The 14,694-nt window shown below is 74.0% G+C and carries 11 protein-coding genes and 1 pseudogene; 8 read left to right on the top strand and 4 right to left on the bottom strand.

What is annotated here, in order from left to right:
* Positions 1–121: 121 nt before the first annotated feature.
* Entirely contained in the window at positions 122–1,135 is a 1,014-nt protein-coding gene (locus ACH4TG_RS25340) for a sugar-binding transcriptional regulator (protein WP_398244789.1), read from the top strand.
* Positions 1,136–1,232: 97 nt separating this feature from the next.
* On the opposite strand, the gene ACH4TG_RS25335 is transcribed toward ACH4TG_RS25340, so the two are convergent.
* On the bottom strand, positions 1,233–2,387 hold the full coding sequence (locus ACH4TG_RS25335; protein ID WP_398244788.1) for a site-2 protease family protein: 1,155 nt from the start codon (positions 2,385–2,387) through the stop codon (positions 1,233–1,235).
* Between the two features lie 124 nt (positions 2,388–2,511).
* Positions 2,512–3,588 carry an alcohol dehydrogenase catalytic domain-containing protein gene (locus tag ACH4TG_RS25330; RefSeq protein WP_398244787.1) on the bottom strand — a complete coding sequence of 359 codons (1,077 nt, stop codon included), beginning with the start codon at positions 3,586–3,588 and terminating at the stop codon, positions 2,512–2,514.
* Positions 3,589–3,903: 315 nt separating this feature from the next.
* Between ACH4TG_RS25330 and ACH4TG_RS25325 the strand changes: the two genes are divergently transcribed.
* The 5 genes from ACH4TG_RS25325 to ACH4TG_RS25305 all read left to right on the top strand — a co-directional run bounded on the left by ACH4TG_RS25325 (position 3,904) and on the right by ACH4TG_RS25305 (position 10,043).
* Positions 3,904–5,343 (top strand): GuaB1 family IMP dehydrogenase-related protein, encoded by a 1,440-nt coding sequence (locus ACH4TG_RS25325; protein ID WP_398244786.1) that lies wholly within the window; start codon positions 3,904–3,906, stop codon positions 5,341–5,343.
* An 89-nt stretch (positions 5,344–5,432) separates the two neighbouring features.
* Positions 5,433–5,888 carry an Lrp/AsnC family transcriptional regulator gene (locus tag ACH4TG_RS25320; protein WP_398244785.1) on the top strand — a complete coding sequence of 152 codons (456 nt, stop codon included), beginning with the start codon at positions 5,433–5,435 and terminating at the stop codon, positions 5,886–5,888.
* A gap of 172 nt (positions 5,889–6,060) precedes the next feature.
* A complete protein-coding gene (locus ACH4TG_RS25315; RefSeq protein ID WP_398244784.1) occupies positions 6,061–7,143 on the top strand; it encodes a PRC and DUF2382 domain-containing protein in 1,083 nt (360 codons plus the stop codon).
* A 303-nt stretch (positions 7,144–7,446) separates the two neighbouring features.
* The gene (locus ACH4TG_RS25310) at positions 7,447–8,253 is read left to right on the top strand and encodes a carbon-nitrogen hydrolase family protein (RefSeq protein WP_398244783.1); all 807 of its coding nucleotides are present in this window, start codon (positions 7,447–7,449) and stop codon (positions 8,251–8,253) included.
* An 86-nt stretch (positions 8,254–8,339) separates the two neighbouring features.
* Entirely contained in the window at positions 8,340–10,043 is a 1,704-nt protein-coding gene (locus ACH4TG_RS25305) for a flavin monoamine oxidase family protein (protein WP_398244782.1), read from the top strand.
* A 98-nt stretch (positions 10,044–10,141) separates the two neighbouring features.
* Here the strand turns inward: ACH4TG_RS25305 and ACH4TG_RS25300 are convergent.
* Positions 10,142–10,831: pseudogene (locus ACH4TG_RS25300) on the bottom strand (DUF5995 family protein); the annotation flags it as partial.
* A 208-nt stretch (positions 10,832–11,039) separates the two neighbouring features.
* Positions 11,040–11,912, bottom strand: coding sequence for an NAD-dependent epimerase/dehydratase family protein (locus ACH4TG_RS25295; RefSeq protein ID WP_398244781.1), 873 nt, complete (start codon positions 11,910–11,912; stop codon positions 11,040–11,042).
* A gap of 164 nt (positions 11,913–12,076) precedes the next feature.
* Here ACH4TG_RS25295 and ACH4TG_RS25290 point away from each other — a divergent pair, with 164 nt between their 5' ends.
* Together ACH4TG_RS25290 and ACH4TG_RS25285 are read left to right on the top strand one after the other, a co-directional pair.
* The gene (locus ACH4TG_RS25290; RefSeq protein WP_398244780.1) at positions 12,077–12,919 is read left to right on the top strand and encodes a helix-turn-helix transcriptional regulator; all 843 of its coding nucleotides are present in this window, start codon (positions 12,077–12,079) and stop codon (positions 12,917–12,919) included.
* A 430-nt stretch (positions 12,920–13,349) separates the two neighbouring features.
* Positions 13,350–14,636 carry an alginate lyase family protein gene (locus tag ACH4TG_RS25285; RefSeq protein WP_398244779.1) on the top strand — a complete coding sequence of 429 codons (1,287 nt, stop codon included), beginning with the start codon at positions 13,350–13,352 and terminating at the stop codon, positions 14,634–14,636.
* Positions 14,637–14,694: the final 58 nt, after the last annotated feature.

The following is a 14,694-nucleotide window of genomic DNA, read 5'->3' as shown; positions in this document are numbered from 1 at the left end:
GGACTTCTTGGTGGTGCCCGGTGAATGTATGCGGACCAACGGAAGGCTACGCGCCCGTAACTGCGGGCGTCTGCGAGGATGAGCGCGAAGTGGATCAGATGGGGTACTGGGGAGTGGCGACGTGAGCACAGGCCGCACACAGGTGCGCATGGGCCCCGGCGAGATGGTCCAGGCAGCGGCGATGGCGCGTCGCTTCTACCTGGAGGGCAAGTCGAAGATCCAGATCGCCGAGGAGTTCGGGGTCAGCCGGTTCAAGGTGGCGCGCGTCCTGGAGACCGCGCTCGAACGCGACCTGGTGCGGATCGAGATCCGGGTGCCGGCCGAACTCGACGCCGAACGCTCGGACGCCCTGCGCGCGCACTACGGGCTGCGGCACGCGGTCGTCGTCGAGACGCCGCCGGACCAGGCGGACGCCCCCGACCCGGAGAACCTCGGCGCGGTCGCCGCCGACCTGCTCGGTGAACTCGTCAGCGACGGCGACGTGCTGGGCCTGGCCTGGGGCCGCTCCATCATCACCATGGCCAATGCGCTGGACCGCCTCGCGCCGTGCACCGTCGTGCAGTTGACGGGTGTGTACGACGTGGGCACCGCGGAGCGCGGCTCGGTGGAGGCGGTACGGACCGCGGCCGCGGTCTCCGGCGGCGAGGCGCACCCGCTGTACGCGCCGATGGTGCTCGCCGACCCGGCGACCGCCGCGGCACTGCGCGCGCAGAGCCAGATCGCCGCGGCCATGGGCTACTTCGACAAGGTCACCGTCGCCGTGGTGTCGATCGGATCGTGGGAGGCCGGCATCTCCACCGTCCACGACGCGCTCAGCGAGGAGGAGCGGGAGCACTACGCCGGGCTCGGCGTGGCGGCCGAGATGTCCTCGCACCTGTTCGACGCGCAGGGCCGCAGGGTCGGCCGCGACCTGGGCGAACGCTGCATCACGATCGAGGCGGACCGGCTGCGCCGGATCCCCGAGGTGCTGGCCATCGCCGGCGGCATGCGCAAGGCCGCCGCGATCGACGCCGTGCTGCGCTCCGGCCTGGTCACCAGCCTGGTCACCGACACCGCGGCCGCCGACCACCTGCTAAACGCCACCGGCCCGGCGCCCCGCCCGGCCCTCGACCGCGCGGACCCCGACGGCTCCTGAGCCGTCCCCCGTACTGGTCCGGCCCGGCTGAGCGTGCCCGTCCGGCACGGCCCCGAAATCCGCGGGCCGAACGCCGCGGCGCGAGGGCCGTGCGGACCTACCGCCAGCGGGGAGGGGCCGCGGCGCCGCCCGCCGTGCGGCGGACGGTGCGGCGCTCGAAGGTCCGCGTCAGGTCGTGCGGCGTCACGATGCCCACCAGGCGGCGCGCCTCCACGACCAGGATGTGCAGCCCGACCTGTGTGCGGACGCCGTCCACCACGTCGTTGAGCAGGTCGTCCGGCGCGGCCACGGTGCACTGCGACAGCGGCACGGCCAGGTCGCGCATCCGGACCTCCGCCCGCCGCTCCACCGGGACCATGGCGATGCTGCGCAGCTGCACGATGCCGGTCGGGCTCCCGTTGAGGTCGGTCAGCGGCAGTACGGAGTGGCCGGCCCGCCCGCCGCCGTCCTCGATGAAGCGGTCGACCGTCAGCCAGTCGGAGACGGTCGTCACCGGCGCGGACATGGCGTCGCCCACCCGGACACCGCGCAGCGCCGCGCTGATCGCGGCCCGCCGGCGTTCCACTCCCGCGGTGAACGTGATGAACAGGCCGATCACCGCCAGCCACAGACCGCCGGGCGCCCCGCGCAGGATCATGAACCAGCCGGCCGCCACGATCAGCGCGCCGATGATCTGGCCGCCGCGGTCGGCCGCCAGCTCCGAGCGGTCGCGGTCCTTGGTGGCCATCCAGATCACCGCGTGCAGCACCCGCCCGCCGTCCAGCGGCACCGCGGGCAGCAGGTTGAAGACCCCGAGCAGCAGGTTCGCCCAGCCGAGCCAGGCCAGCAGCGCCGCGTACAGCGCCCAGCCCGACGCCGCGTGCAGGCCGATGCCGGCACCCAGGGCCGCCGCGCCGAAGACCAGGCTGGTCAGCGGCCCGATGACGGCCACCCACAGGGCGACGCCCGCGCTGCGCGGCCGTCCCATCCGCGTCACGCCGCCCAGCGCCCACAGCGTCACGTCCTCGACGTCGATGCCGCTCCTGCGGGCGGCGACCGCGTGCGCCGCCTCGTGCAGCAGCAGGCTGACCGCCAGCAGCACCGCGCCCAGCACCGCGGCCGTCGCGTACACCGTGGAGGAGCGGTCCGGGACCCAGGCGGGCAGCGTGTTGCGCCCCAGCCCGAAGCCGATCACCAGCACCAGCACCGGCACGCTCCAGTGCAGCCGCAGCGGCACACCGAAGATCCGCCCGATCCTGAACGACCCGGTCATCTGCGTCCTTCTTCCGGCGCCCGGGACGCCGTGCCGCAGGTCGGGCGGCACGGCCCGGTGCTTCCAGCCTCCCTCGCTCCCGGCCGCGGGGCCAGCGGCGTCAGGCGGCCGGTCATGCGGCCGGTCAGGCGGCCGCCGCCGCCCGCAACGTCAGCTCGTCGTGCTGCGGTTCGCCGAGGACGACCTTGAGGGCTCCGGTGTCGGCGGCCCGGGAGAAGACGTCGTAGGCGGCCTCCATCTGCCCCAGCTCGAAGGTGTGGGTGACCAGCCCGGCGGCCGGCAGCCTGCGGTCGGTGAGCATGCCCAGCAGGGTGGGGGTGGAGAAGGTGTCGACCAGCCCGGTGGTGAGCGTCAGGTTCCTGATCCACAGATCCTCCAGGTGCAGCGTCGCCGGCGCGCCGTGGACCCCGACGTTGGCCAGGTGGCCGCCGGGGCGCACCATGCGGGCGCACAGCTCGAAGCTGGCCGCCTGGCCCACCGCCTCGATGACCACGTCCGCGCCGAGCCCGCCGGTCAGGTCCGCGACCAGGGCCTCGCTCTCGGCCGCGGTGGCGATGGCGTCGGCGCCGATCTGCTTGGCGGCCTCCAGCCGGATGGGGGCGAGGTCCACCGCGACGATCCGGCCCGGCGAGAACAGCTGCGCGGTGGCGATCGCGGCCAGCCCGACCGGTCCGGCGCCGACCACCACGACGGTGTCGCCGGGGCGCACCCGGCCGTTGAGCACGCCCACCTCGTAGCCGGTCGGGAAGATGTCGGACAGCAGCACCGCCTCCTTGGCCGGCACCGCCTCCGGCAGCGAGTGCAGCGACATCTCCGCGAAGGGCACCCGCACGAACTCGGCCTGGGTGCCGTCGACGAGGTGGCCGAGGATCCAGCCGCCGCCCCCGGTGCACTGGCCGTAGGCGGCCTCGCGGCAGTACCGGCAGTGCCCGCAGGCGCTGATGCAGGAGACCAGCACCCGGTCGCCGGGCCGCACGCCGCGCACCGCGCTGCCCACCTCCACCACCCGGCCCACCGCCTCGTGCCCGAGCACCGTGCCGGGCGGTACGTCGGGCACGTCGCCCGCCAGGATGTGCAGGTCGGTGCCGCAGATGGTGGTCGCCTCGACCCGCACGATCGCGTCGGTCGGTTCCTGGATTCCGGGGTCGCGGGCCTCCTGCCAGGCCGCGCGGTCCGGACCGTTGAAGACGAGTGCTTTCATGGCGATCCTCTCGTCGCTCCCACGGATGGCTCTGCTTCCAGCCTCCTCGCGGACGGGCGCCCTCGCACGGGCAGCCGCGTCCCGCGCCCGTCCGCACTCGTCCGCGCCCCGGTCGGGGGCGGCCGGGGCGCGGACGCTGGACGAAACGACAGGACGGCCGGCGCCGGGCTGGGGAAACCTCCAGACATCCGCCACGGCTGTGCAGGAACGCCGTCCGTCCAGGATGATGGCGTAGGAGCCACAGTTCGGCGTCATGCGGCTTCAGGACTGACTCCCCGCCCGCTGTCTGATGTTTTCGCAGGTGAGAGAGTCAAGATGCGTTTCCTGAATGATGTGCAGCCCGCGTACGACCTGACGTACGACGACGTGTTCATGGTGCCGAGCCGCAGCGCGGTCGGCTCCCGCCAGGGTGTGGACCTTCGGTCCCCCGACGGCACGGGCACCACCATCCCGCTCGTGGTGGCCAACATGACCGCGATCGCGGGCCGCCGGATGGCCGAGACCGTCGCGCGCCGCGGGGGCCTGGTGGTGATCCCGCAGGACATCCCGATCGACGTGGTCACCGATGTCGTCGGGTACGTCAAGCAGCGCCACCTGGTGCTCGACACGCCCATCACCCTGGCCCCCTCCCAGACCGTCGCCGACGCGCTGGCGCTGCTGCCCAAGCGGGCGCACGGCGCCGGGGTGGTCGTCGAGGACGGGCGGCCGGTCGGCGTGGTCACCGAGTCGGACCTGACCGGTGTGGACCGGTTCACCCAGCTCTCCCAGGTGATGTCCACCGACCTGCTGCTGCTCGACGCCGGCATCGACCCGCGGGACGCCTTCAACCGGCTGGAGGACGCGCACCGCAAGCTCGCCCCCGCGGTGGACGCCGACGGGCGGCTGGCCGGCATCCTCACCCGCACCGCCGCGCTGCGCGCGACCCTGTACGACCCGGCGGTCGACGCCCAGGGGCGGCTGCGGATCGCCGCGGCCGTCGGCATCAACGGCGACGTGGCGGGCAAGGCCAAGCAGCTGCTGGACGCCGGCGTGGACACCCTCGTGGTGGACACCGCGCACGGCCACCAGGAGTCGATGCTCAGCGCGGTGCGCGCGGTGCGCGACCTGGACCCGCACGTGCCGGTGGCCGCCGGCAACGTGGTCGCCGCCGAGGGCGTGCGCGACCTGATCGAGGCGGGCGCCGACATCGTCAAGGTCGGCGTCGGGCCCGGCGCGATGTGCACCACCCGCATGATGACCGGCGTCGGCCGCCCGCAGTTCTCCGCGGTGCTCGAGTGCGCCGCCGAGGCCCGCAGGCACGGCAAGCACGTCTGGGCCGACGGCGGCGTGCGGCACCCGCGGGACGTGGCGATGGCGCTGGCCGCCGGGGCGTCCAACGTGATGATCGGCTCCTGGTTCGCCGGCACCCACGAGTCGCCCGGCGACCTGCAGCAGACCGCGGACGGCCGGCTGTACAAGGAGTCGTTCGGCATGGCCTCCGCGCGCGCGGTGCGCAACCGCACCAGCGAGGAGTCGGGGTACGACCGGGCCCGCAAGGCGCTGTTCGAGGAGGGCATCTCGACGTCGCGGATGTTCCTCGACCCGGTGCGGCCGGGCGTGGAGGACCTGATCGACTCGATCGTGGCGGGCGTGCGCAGCTCCTGCACCTACGCGGGCGCCGGCTCGCTGGCGGAGTTCGCCGAGCGGGCCGTGGTCGGGGTGCAGAGCGCCGCCGGCTACGCCGAGGGCCAGCCGCTGCACGCCAGCTGGCAGTAGCCGCCGCCGGGCACCCGCCGGGTGCCCGGGCACCCGGCGCGCGGGGCGCCCGGAGGACCGGGGGCGGGCCTCCGTGCGACACTCCCGACGTGCCGCTGAACGAACTCGACGAACGCATCGTCCACGCCCTGGCCGCCGACGCGCGCCGCTCCTACGCCGACATCGGCGCGGAGGTCGGGCTGTCCGCGCCGGCCGTCAAGCGCCGCGTCGACCGGCTGCTGGCCGCCGGCGCGATCACCGGGTTCACGGTGCGGGTCGACCCCGCGGCACTGGGCTGGCAGACCGAGGCGCTGGTCGAGCTGTACTGCCGGCACAACACCTCGCCCTCCGACATCCGGCGCGGCCTCGCCCGGTACCCGGAGGTCGCCTCCGCCTCGACCGTCACCGGCGAGGCCGACGCCGTGGTCCAGGTCTTCGCCTCCGACGTCCGCCACTTCGAGCGGGTGCTGGAGAAGATCGCCGGCGAGCCCTTCGTGACCCGGACCAAGTCGGTCCTGGTGCTGTCCCCGCTGCTGCGCCGCTACGGGGCGGGCAGCCCGGACTGACGCCCCGGCGCCGGGCCCGGCCCCGCTCCGCAGCCCCGCGGCACGGCAGGCGATCGTTGTCAAATGTCGTGATTGTCCGTGAACATGATGTTTTGACCCGCCGGTTGGGGTAACGCGCTGTGGTGAGGTCCGATCGGAGATCGGCCACGGCAGTCCCTCGAGGAGGCGACACATGATCACGCGCGAGCAGATATCCCAGGTCGTGGGCCATCCGGTCCACGACTCCTCGGGACGGAAGATCGGCGACGCCAAGCACATGTACCTGGACGACGCCACCGGCAATCCCGAGTGGGTCACGGTGAAGACCGGTCTCTTCGGCAACAGCGAGACCTTCGTGCCGACCCGCTCCGCCCGGCTGGTCCAGGACCACCTGGAGATCCCGTACGACAAGGACAAGGTGAAGGGCGCGCCGAACGTCGACGTCGACTCGGGCGGACACCTCTCGGTGGAGGAGGAACGGCACCTCTACCGCTACTACGGACTGGAGTCCTCGGGAGCCGCGGCCGGTGAGAAGGCGGCAGCCGCGGGGGCCGCGGGAACGGCCGCGAGCTCCGGCAGGCACGCCAAGCCGGGCGGTGAGCAGGGCCGGGGCACCTCGGCCGGCATCGACGAGGGAACGGGCATGGGCGCCGACGCCGGTATGGACCGCGGTCCCAAGGCCGGCACCTCCGCCGGCATGCGCGAGGGCATGAGCGGCTCCGGCGAGAAGACCGCGGGCGGCGCGGACACCGGGATGTCCGGCAGCGAGGCCGGCACCGGGACCGGGACCGGCTACGCGGCCGAGCGCGCCGCGGCCGGCGAGCGCTCCGCGCAGAGCGGCAGGAGCGGACTCACCGAGGGCGAGGCGATGACCCGCTCCGAGGAGGAGATGGTCGTCAACGTCGAGCGGCACGCCACCGGCCGGGCCCGGATGCACAAGTACGTGGAGGTCGAGGAGGTCGAGAAGACCGTGCCGATCCGGCACGAGGAGGTGCGGCTGGAGCGCGAGCCGATCACCGAGGCCACCCGCGCCGGGATGAACCCGGAGATCTCCGAGGACGACCAGTACATCACCCTCCACGAGGAGGAGGCGATCATCGACACCCGGGTGGTGCCCAAGGAACGCGTGCGGATGCGCGTGGAGGAGCACACCGAGCAGAAGACGGTCCACGGACGGCTGCGCAAGGAGCGCATCGAGTCCGACATGAACGTCGAGGAGAGCGGCAAGGGAACCCGGGAACTCGGCCAGGAGGGCAAGGACCAGCGCTTCCGGTGACCGCCGGGCGCTGACCGCCCACGCGGCCTGTCGACGGCGGGCGCCCGTACCCCGACCAGGGGTGCGGGCGCCCGCCGTCGCCTGCGGGTGCGCGGGGCCGTACGGCGGGCCGTACCCGGTGCCGCTCCGCCGAGGAGCACGCCGGGGGCGACGGATGGGCGCAACGAATCGCCGGATCGCCCGGAAAAGACGCAACGGATCGCCTCATCCGATGCAATGTTCGCGCCTTCCGTTCGCACGGCCTGGCCACGTACCGTCGAACCAGTGCTTGCACACCCCACCTGACCAGGCGAAAGAGGCCCCATGGCGCCGTTGCGCACCGCCCTGCTCCAAGGCCCGCCCGGCGTTCCCGGCAGCGTCGCGGACAGCCTGCGGGCCCTGGACGAGGCCGCCGCGCGGGCGGCCGCGCAGGGCGCCCGGCTGCTGGCGACCAGCGAGCTGTTCCTCACCGGTTACGCCCTCGGCGACCGCGTCGCCGGCCTCGCGGAGCCCGCCGACGGCCCGTCGGCCGCGCGGGTCGACGCGATCGCGGCCCGGCACGGCCTGGCGATCGCCTACGGCTTCCCGGAGCGGGGGAGCGGCCCCGGCACGGTGTTCAACTCGGTGCGCCTGGTCGGCCCGGACGGCACCGGCCTGGCCGTCTACCGCAAGGCGCACCTTTTCGGAGACTACGAGCGCGCGGTGTTCACCCCCGGCGACCGGCCGCTGGTGCAGGCCACCGTCGACGGCGTCCGGATCGGCCTGCTCATCTGCTACGACGTGGAGTTCCCCGAGGCCGTGCGGGTGCACGCGCTCGCCGGTACCGAACTGCTGGTCGTGCCCACCGCCCTGATGCGGCCCTACGAGTTCGTCCCGCAGGTCCTCGTACCGGCCAGGGCGTACGAGAACGGCATGCACGTCGCCTACGCCAACCGCTGCGGTCCGGAAGGGGAGTTCGACTTCGCCGGGCTCAGCTGCCTGGCCGGCCCCGACGGCGCGGTGCGCGCCCGGGCCGGCGCCGGGCCCGAACTGCTCGTCGCCGAGGCCGACCCCGAGGTGCTCCGCGCGGCACGCGCCGAGACGCCCTATCTGGCCGACCGCAGGCCGGAGTTGTACCGCGGCCTGACCTGACCTGACCTGACCTGACCCGCTCCCGCCGCCGCCCCGTTCCCCTCTCTCCGCACCGCCGGACCCGCACGACCCAGGAGACCCGCCCCATGACGTCCGTGCCCACCGCCGTCCACGACGAGCAGCACATCGAGGCGCAGGCGCAGCCGCCCATCACGATGTTCGGCCCCGACTTCCCCTACGCCTACGACGACTTCCTCGCCCACCCGGCGGGCCTGGGGTCCGTGCCGGCGACCGAGCACGGTACCGAGGTGGCGGTGATCGGCGGCGGCCTGTCCGGCATCGTCGCCGCCTACGAGCTGATGAAGATGGGCCTGAAGCCGGTGGTGTACGAGGCCGACCGGATCGGTGGCCGGCTGCGCACGGTCGGGTTCGACGGCTGCGACCCCGCGCTGACCGCGGAGATGGGCGCGATGCGCTTCCCGCCGTCGTCGACCGCCTTCCAGCACTACGTCGACCTGGTGGGGCTGGAGACCCGGCCGTTCCCCAACCCGCTCGCGCCGGGCACCCCTTCAACCGTCGTCGACCTCAAGGGCGAGTCGCACTACGCCACGTCGCTGGAGGACCTGCCCGACGTCTACCGGCAGGTGATGCACGCCTGGAACACCTGCCTGGAGGAGGGCGCGGACTTCGCCGCGATGCAGCGCGCCCTGCGCACCCGCGACATACCCGCGATCCGGGCGATCTGGTCCGCGCTCGTGGAGAAGCTCGACAGCCAGACCTTCTACGGATTCCTCTGCGACTCGCCGGCGTTCGCCTCGTTCCGGCACCGCGAGATCTTCGGCCAGGTCGGCTTCGGCACCGGCGGCTGGGACACCGACTTCCCCAACTCGATCCTGGAGATCCTGCGGGTCGTCTACACCGGTGCCGACGACGACCACCGCGGCATCGTCGGCGGCAGCCAGCAACTGCCGCTGCGGCTGTGGGAACGCGAGCCGGACAAGCTGCTGCACTGGCCGCGCGGCACCTCGCTGCGCTCGCTGCACGGCGGCGACCCGCGCCCCGCGGTCACCGGGCTGCACCGCACCGCGGGCAACCGGATCACCGTCACCGACGCCTCCGGCGACATCCGCACCTATCGCGCGGCGGTCTTCACCGCGCAGAGCTGGATGCTGCTGTCGAAGATCGCCTGCGACGACTCGCTCTTCCCGATCGACCACTGGACGGCCATCGAGCGCACCCACTACATGGAGTCCAGCAAGCTGTTCGTGCCCGTCGACCGGCCGTTCTGGCTCGACCAGGACCCGCGGACCGGGCGGGACACGATGTCGATGACGCTCACCGACCGGATGACCCGCGGCACCTATCTGCTCGACGACGGCCCGGACCGGCCGGCCGCGATCTGCCTGTCCTACACCTGGTGCGACGACAGCCTGAAGTGGCTGCCGCTGAGCGCGCACGAGCGGATGGAGGTCATGCTCAAGTCGCTCGGCGAGATCTACCCCGGGGTCGACATCAGGAAGCACATCATCGGCAACCCGGTGACCGTCTCCTGGGAGAACGAGCCCTACTTCATGGGCGCGTTCAAGGCCAACCTGCCCGGCCACTACCGCTACCAGCGGCGGCTGTTCACCCACTTCATGCAGGACGCGCTGCCGGCCGACAAGCGCGGCATCTTCCTGGCCGGCGACGACATCTCGTGGACCGCGGGCTGGGCCGAGGGCGCGGTGCAGACCGCGCTGAACGCGGTGTGGGGCGTGATGCACCACCTCGGCGGCAGCACCGACCCGCTCAACCCCGGCCCCGGCGACGTCTACGACGAGATCGCGCCGGTGCTGCTGCCGGAGGACTGAGGCACCAGGCGCGGCGAGCGGCGGCGACCGGCCTGCGGCGCCGCCGGCCGCGGCGGTGCGGGTGAGGGGGGAAGGGCCGGGCCGGCCGCGTGCAGCGGCAGCGGTGCGAGCAGCAGGCGGCCGGCCAGCGCGACCGTCGCGTCCAGCAGTTCCACGCACTCCCCGGCGGCGTCCCCGTGCCGCCGCAGCATCCACAGCAGGCGGGCCGCACCCCAGGCGCCGTCCCTGGCCCGGGCCAGGGACCAGGCCCCGGCGAGATGGGTGAGCGGCTCGGCCGCCTCCAGCAGGTCGGGGCCCGGCATCAGCTGCTCGCGCACCCGGGTCTCGATGAGCTCCAGCACCTGGCCGACGTGGTCGAAGTCGCCGCGCAGAGACGGCAGCGGGCAGCCGAGCGCCCGGCCGGTGTCGACCACCGCGAGCGGCAGGTCGTGGCCGACGTGCGCGTTGATGCCGGCCAGCGCGAACTGCAGCGGGTGCAGGGCGCGGTCGGCGCGGCGCCGCAGCAGGACCCGCCAGCAGTCCGGCGGGCGCCGGGCGCCCGGGCCGCCGTCCACCGCGTCGAGGTAGCGTCCGGCGAACCGCACGGCCAGTCCGGCCGCGGTGCGCGGGTCGGCGAACTCGCCCGCGGCCAGCCGGCGGGCGATCTCCTCGGTGACGGCCAGGTAGACGCCGTTGAACACGGCCACGCCGTCGTGCGCCGGGAGCGCGTCCGCCAGTCCCCGCATCCGGCGCAGCACGCCGTCCAGGGCCGCCGCCGGACGTGCCGCTCGTGCAGGTCCCGTGATCATGCCCCCAAGGCTGGTGACCGCCGGGCCCCACCGCCCCGCGCCACGCGCGGGCCCCGCGCCACGCCACCCGTGCGGGCGCCGCGCCGTCAGCGGGAGCGGGCCAGCGGGGGGCAAGCCGGCGGGTGCCCGTGTGGCGGTCAGCGGGCGCCGGTCGCAGCGGGCCCGTCAGCGGGTGCCGGCCGGAGGCCGCCGACCAGCACCAGGCGGTTCAGAGCGCTCCGGCGTCGCGGGCCGTCCAGACCGAGGGGTACAGGGGGCGGAACCCCAGCTCGTCGCGGAGGCGCAGCGGGGAGACGATGCCGTCCCACGGGTCCGGCAGCGGCCGGTCCGCCAGGTCGGCTGGTACCGGGACACCGTTGAGCTGGTGCAGCTCCACCGCGGTGACCGGCGCGTCGTCGGCGATGTTGTACGTGCGGCCGGCCGCGTCCGCGGAGTACAGCACCCGCAGCAGCCCCTGTGCGACGTCCGCGTGGTGGACCATGTGCAGCCGGTGGTGGGCCGCCCAGTCGCCGGCCCACCGCATGGCCGACGCCAGGTGCGGGTCGCCCTCGCCGTACACGAACGCCAGGCGGGCGATCCGCAGGTCGAGGCCGTGCGCGGGGGCCAGCGCGGCCAGCCCCGCCTCGGCCTCCGCCTTCGACGCCGGATAGGCGCCCCACGGCCCGGGCCCGGCCGCCGGCTCGTCGTCCTCCACGCAGGGCCTGCCGCGCCCCGCGCCGTACACCAGGTTCGTGCTGACCTGCACGAACCTGGTGACGCCGGCGTCGACCGCGGCCTGGCCGAGGGCGAGCGCGGCGTCCCGGTTGACCGCCCACGCCTCCTCGTCGGGCACGCCGCGGAAGGACGCGGCGATGTTCAGCACGGTGTCGACGCCCTCGACCGCCTTGCGGACGTCCGCGGCGTCGCGCAGTTCGCCCGTCACGGCCTGCGCGCCGAGCCGGACGAACGGCTCCGCGCGCGCCCCGTCGCGGACCAGCACCCGTACCGTGTCGCCGCTGCCGGACGTCGCCGCCCGCTGCAGCAGCCGCGGGACGAACCGGCGGCCGACCTGGCCGGTGGCTCCGGTGACCAGGATCCTCATGATGTCGCTCCTCACTGCCGCCGCTCCGCCCGGCCGGGCGTCGGGTGGCTCCTGCGGCTTCCACGACCCAGCCTGTGCGGGCCGGCGGCCGGGCGGGAGAGACCTTCCGATCCGGGGACCGGCACTCCCTGGATACCGCGCGCGTGCCGCCGCATCCTGGAACCGTGGACAGAACAGAACTGGCCGACTTCCTCCGCCGTTGCCGCACCCGCCTGGCCCCCGCCGACGTGGGCCTGTCCGAGGGCGCGCGGCGCCGCACCCCCGGGCTGCGCCGCGAGGAGGTGGCCCAGCTCGCCGGCATGTCGGTGGACTACTACACGCGCCTGGAGCAGGCCCGCGGCCCGCACCCGTCGCGGCAGATGCTCACCGCGGTCGGCCGCGCGCTGCGGCTGACCGCCGACGAGCGCGACCATCTGTTCCACCTGGCGGGGGAGGAGCCGCCGCGTGAGACCGGCAGCAGCGGGCACGTGCGGCCCGGGCTGCTGCTCATCCTCGACCGGCTGCACGACACGCCCGCGATGGTGATCAGCGACATCGGCGACGTCCTGGCGCAGAACACCATGGCGGCGGCGCTGTCCGGCGACGTCTTCGCGCGGCCGCCGCACCTGCGCAACGTGATCCGCCGGATGTTCACCGACCCCGACGCGCTCTCGCTGTTCCCCGAGGAGGACCACGAGACGCTGGCCCGCAGCCATGTGGCGAACCTGCGGGCGATCCTGGCGTCCCGGCCCGACGATCCGCGGGCGGCCGCGCTGGCGGCCGAACTGCGCGCGGCCAGCCCGCTGTTCGCCCGGCTGTGGGCGGAGCACCAGGTGGCCGTACGGCGTTCCGACACCAAGCGGTTCCGGCACCCGGTGGTCGGCGACCTGGAACTGAACTGCGAGGTGCTGCTGAGCGCCGGGCACGACCAGCAGCTGATCGTCTACACCGCGCGGCCCGGCTCCGAGTCCTACCAGCGGCTGCAACTGCTGCGGGTGGTCGGGCTGCAGGACCTGACCGCCGGCTGACGTCGCCGTCACCTGCGGCGTCAACTCCCGTGCCTCGTAAGGGTGATCGCGGCGCGCCCCTGCCATGGCGTATTCGCGCGGCATGAATTGATGCCTCAGGCGCCCAACATCCCCGAGGGGGCCGCTACCGTGGAGTCACGGTCCGGCGGGCTCGATTCCCCCGTGCGCGCCCGCCGGACCCCTGACCTCCTGCTGCGTGCCGTCCGCCGCCGGGAGGTCGCGGTGTTTCCGACCCACCTGCGCGCACCCCTCCGCCCGCCTGCCGCCGCGCCGCCGGATGCCCGGGTCCCGCGTGCAGCCCGCTGAACTCCATCGCGTAGCAGGGAAGTTGTTCGGTCCAGGCCATTGCCCTCGTACGCGGCCCACCCTACCCTCCATCAGGTCGTAGGACTGAACATCGTTCACATACATGAGTAGTTGGGAGCGTGAGATGAGGAGAGGGCTCACCGCCCTGCTCGCGGCCGGCTGCACGCTGGCCGCGCTGCTGCTGTCGAACTCACCGGCCGGCGCGGCCGACCGCCACGGCGACTTCCGCCCGCCGGTCCGTCCGGCCCCGCACACCGTGGTGCTCGACGGGACCCGGCTGCAGCGGGCCAGCATCGCGCTGCACCGCGGCGACCCGGCGCTCACGGCCACCCTCGCCCGGCTGACCGCCCAGGCCGACGGCTGGCTCACCAAGGGCCCCTGGACCGTGACCTCCAAGCCGCAGACGCCGCCCGGCGGCGACAAGCACGACTACCTCAGCCAGGCGCCCTACTGGTGGCCCACCCAGCCCAAGACCGCGGACAACCCCTGGGGCTGCCCGTACGTGCAGAAGGACGGGGTGCGCAACCCCGACGTCGACACCATCACCGACCACGACGGCCGCGGCCAGATGTTCGCCTCCGTCTACACGCTCAGCCTCGCCTGGTACTACACCGGCAGGGCCGCCTACGCCGAGCACGCCGCGACGATCCTGCGGACCTGGTTCACCGACCCGGCGACCCGGATGAACCCGAACCTGGACCACGGCCAGATCATCCCCTGCAAGACCGACGGCCGGGCGATCGGCATCATCGACTTCTCGCAGCAGTTCACCGACGTGCTGGACGCCACCGCGATCCTCGACATCGGCGCCCCCGGCTGGTCGCGCGCCGACCACCAGGGCATGCAGGGCTGGTACGCGGACTTCACCACCTGGCTCGGCGGCACCTTCGCCGCGGCCGAGGCCGACGCCGACAACAACCACGGCACGTTCTTCGACATGCAGCTCGCCGCGCTCCAACTGGCCACCGGCCACGGCGACCTGGCCCGGCAGACGGTGCTGGCCGCGGAGCCGAAGCGGATCGACTCGCAGGTCGCCGCGGGCGGCGGCCTGCCGCAGGAGCTGGCCCGCACCCGCAGCTGGCACTACTCCACCTTCGACCTGGTCGCGCTGACCCGGCTCGCCCAGATCGGCCGGCACGTCGGCGTCGACCTGTGGAGCTACCGGAACCCGGCCGGCGCGAGCATCGCCGACGCCGTCGACTTCCTGCTGCCCGCGGCGACCGGCGCCGCCGCGTGGACCTACCCGGAGCTGGAGTTCCAGCGGTTCGCGGCGAGCGACGTCGTCAGGGCCGCGGCCAACGCGGGGGACGCCAAGGCGCGGGCCGCGGTGCCGCTGCTGGAGGAGCCGCCCGGCGGCGACCTGTGGACGCTGCGCCCGGCCACCGAGCAACTGGACCCCATCTCCAGCTGAACCCGCACTGAACCGGCACTGCACCGGGCCGCCGGCCCCGGACCGTGCGGGGCCGGGA

Origin of the sequence: Streptomyces sp. NPDC020917 (assembly GCF_044333795.1) — a bacterium.
Taxonomy (GTDB): domain Bacteria; phylum Actinomycetota; class Actinomycetes; order Streptomycetales; family Streptomycetaceae; genus Actinacidiphila.
This window is presented reverse-complemented; position numbering and strand designations above follow the sequence as displayed.

Coding starts and splice junctions, on each gene's coding strand:
- ACH4TG_RS25325 (WP_398244786.1), top strand. CDS start 3,904: ATGCGTTTCCTGAATGATGTGCAGCCCGCGTACGACCTGACGTACGAC.
- ACH4TG_RS25330 (WP_398244787.1), bottom strand. CDS start 3,588: ATGAAAGCACTCGTCTTCAACGGTCCGGACCGCGCGGCCTGGCAGGAG.
- ACH4TG_RS25295 (WP_398244781.1), bottom strand. CDS start 11,912: ATGAGGATCCTGGTCACCGGAGCCACCGGCCAGGTCGGCCGCCGGTTC.
- ACH4TG_RS25285 (WP_398244779.1), top strand. CDS start 13,350: ATGAGGAGAGGGCTCACCGCCCTGCTCGCGGCCGGCTGCACGCTGGCC.
- ACH4TG_RS25335 (WP_398244788.1), bottom strand. CDS start 2,387: ATGACCGGGTCGTTCAGGATCGGGCGGATCTTCGGTGTGCCGCTGCGG.
- ACH4TG_RS25305 (WP_398244782.1), top strand. CDS start 8,340: ATGACGTCCGTGCCCACCGCCGTCCACGACGAGCAGCACATCGAGGCG.
- ACH4TG_RS25315 (WP_398244784.1), top strand. CDS start 6,061: ATGATCACGCGCGAGCAGATATCCCAGGTCGTGGGCCATCCGGTCCAC.
- ACH4TG_RS25310 (WP_398244783.1), top strand. CDS start 7,447: ATGGCGCCGTTGCGCACCGCCCTGCTCCAAGGCCCGCCCGGCGTTCCC.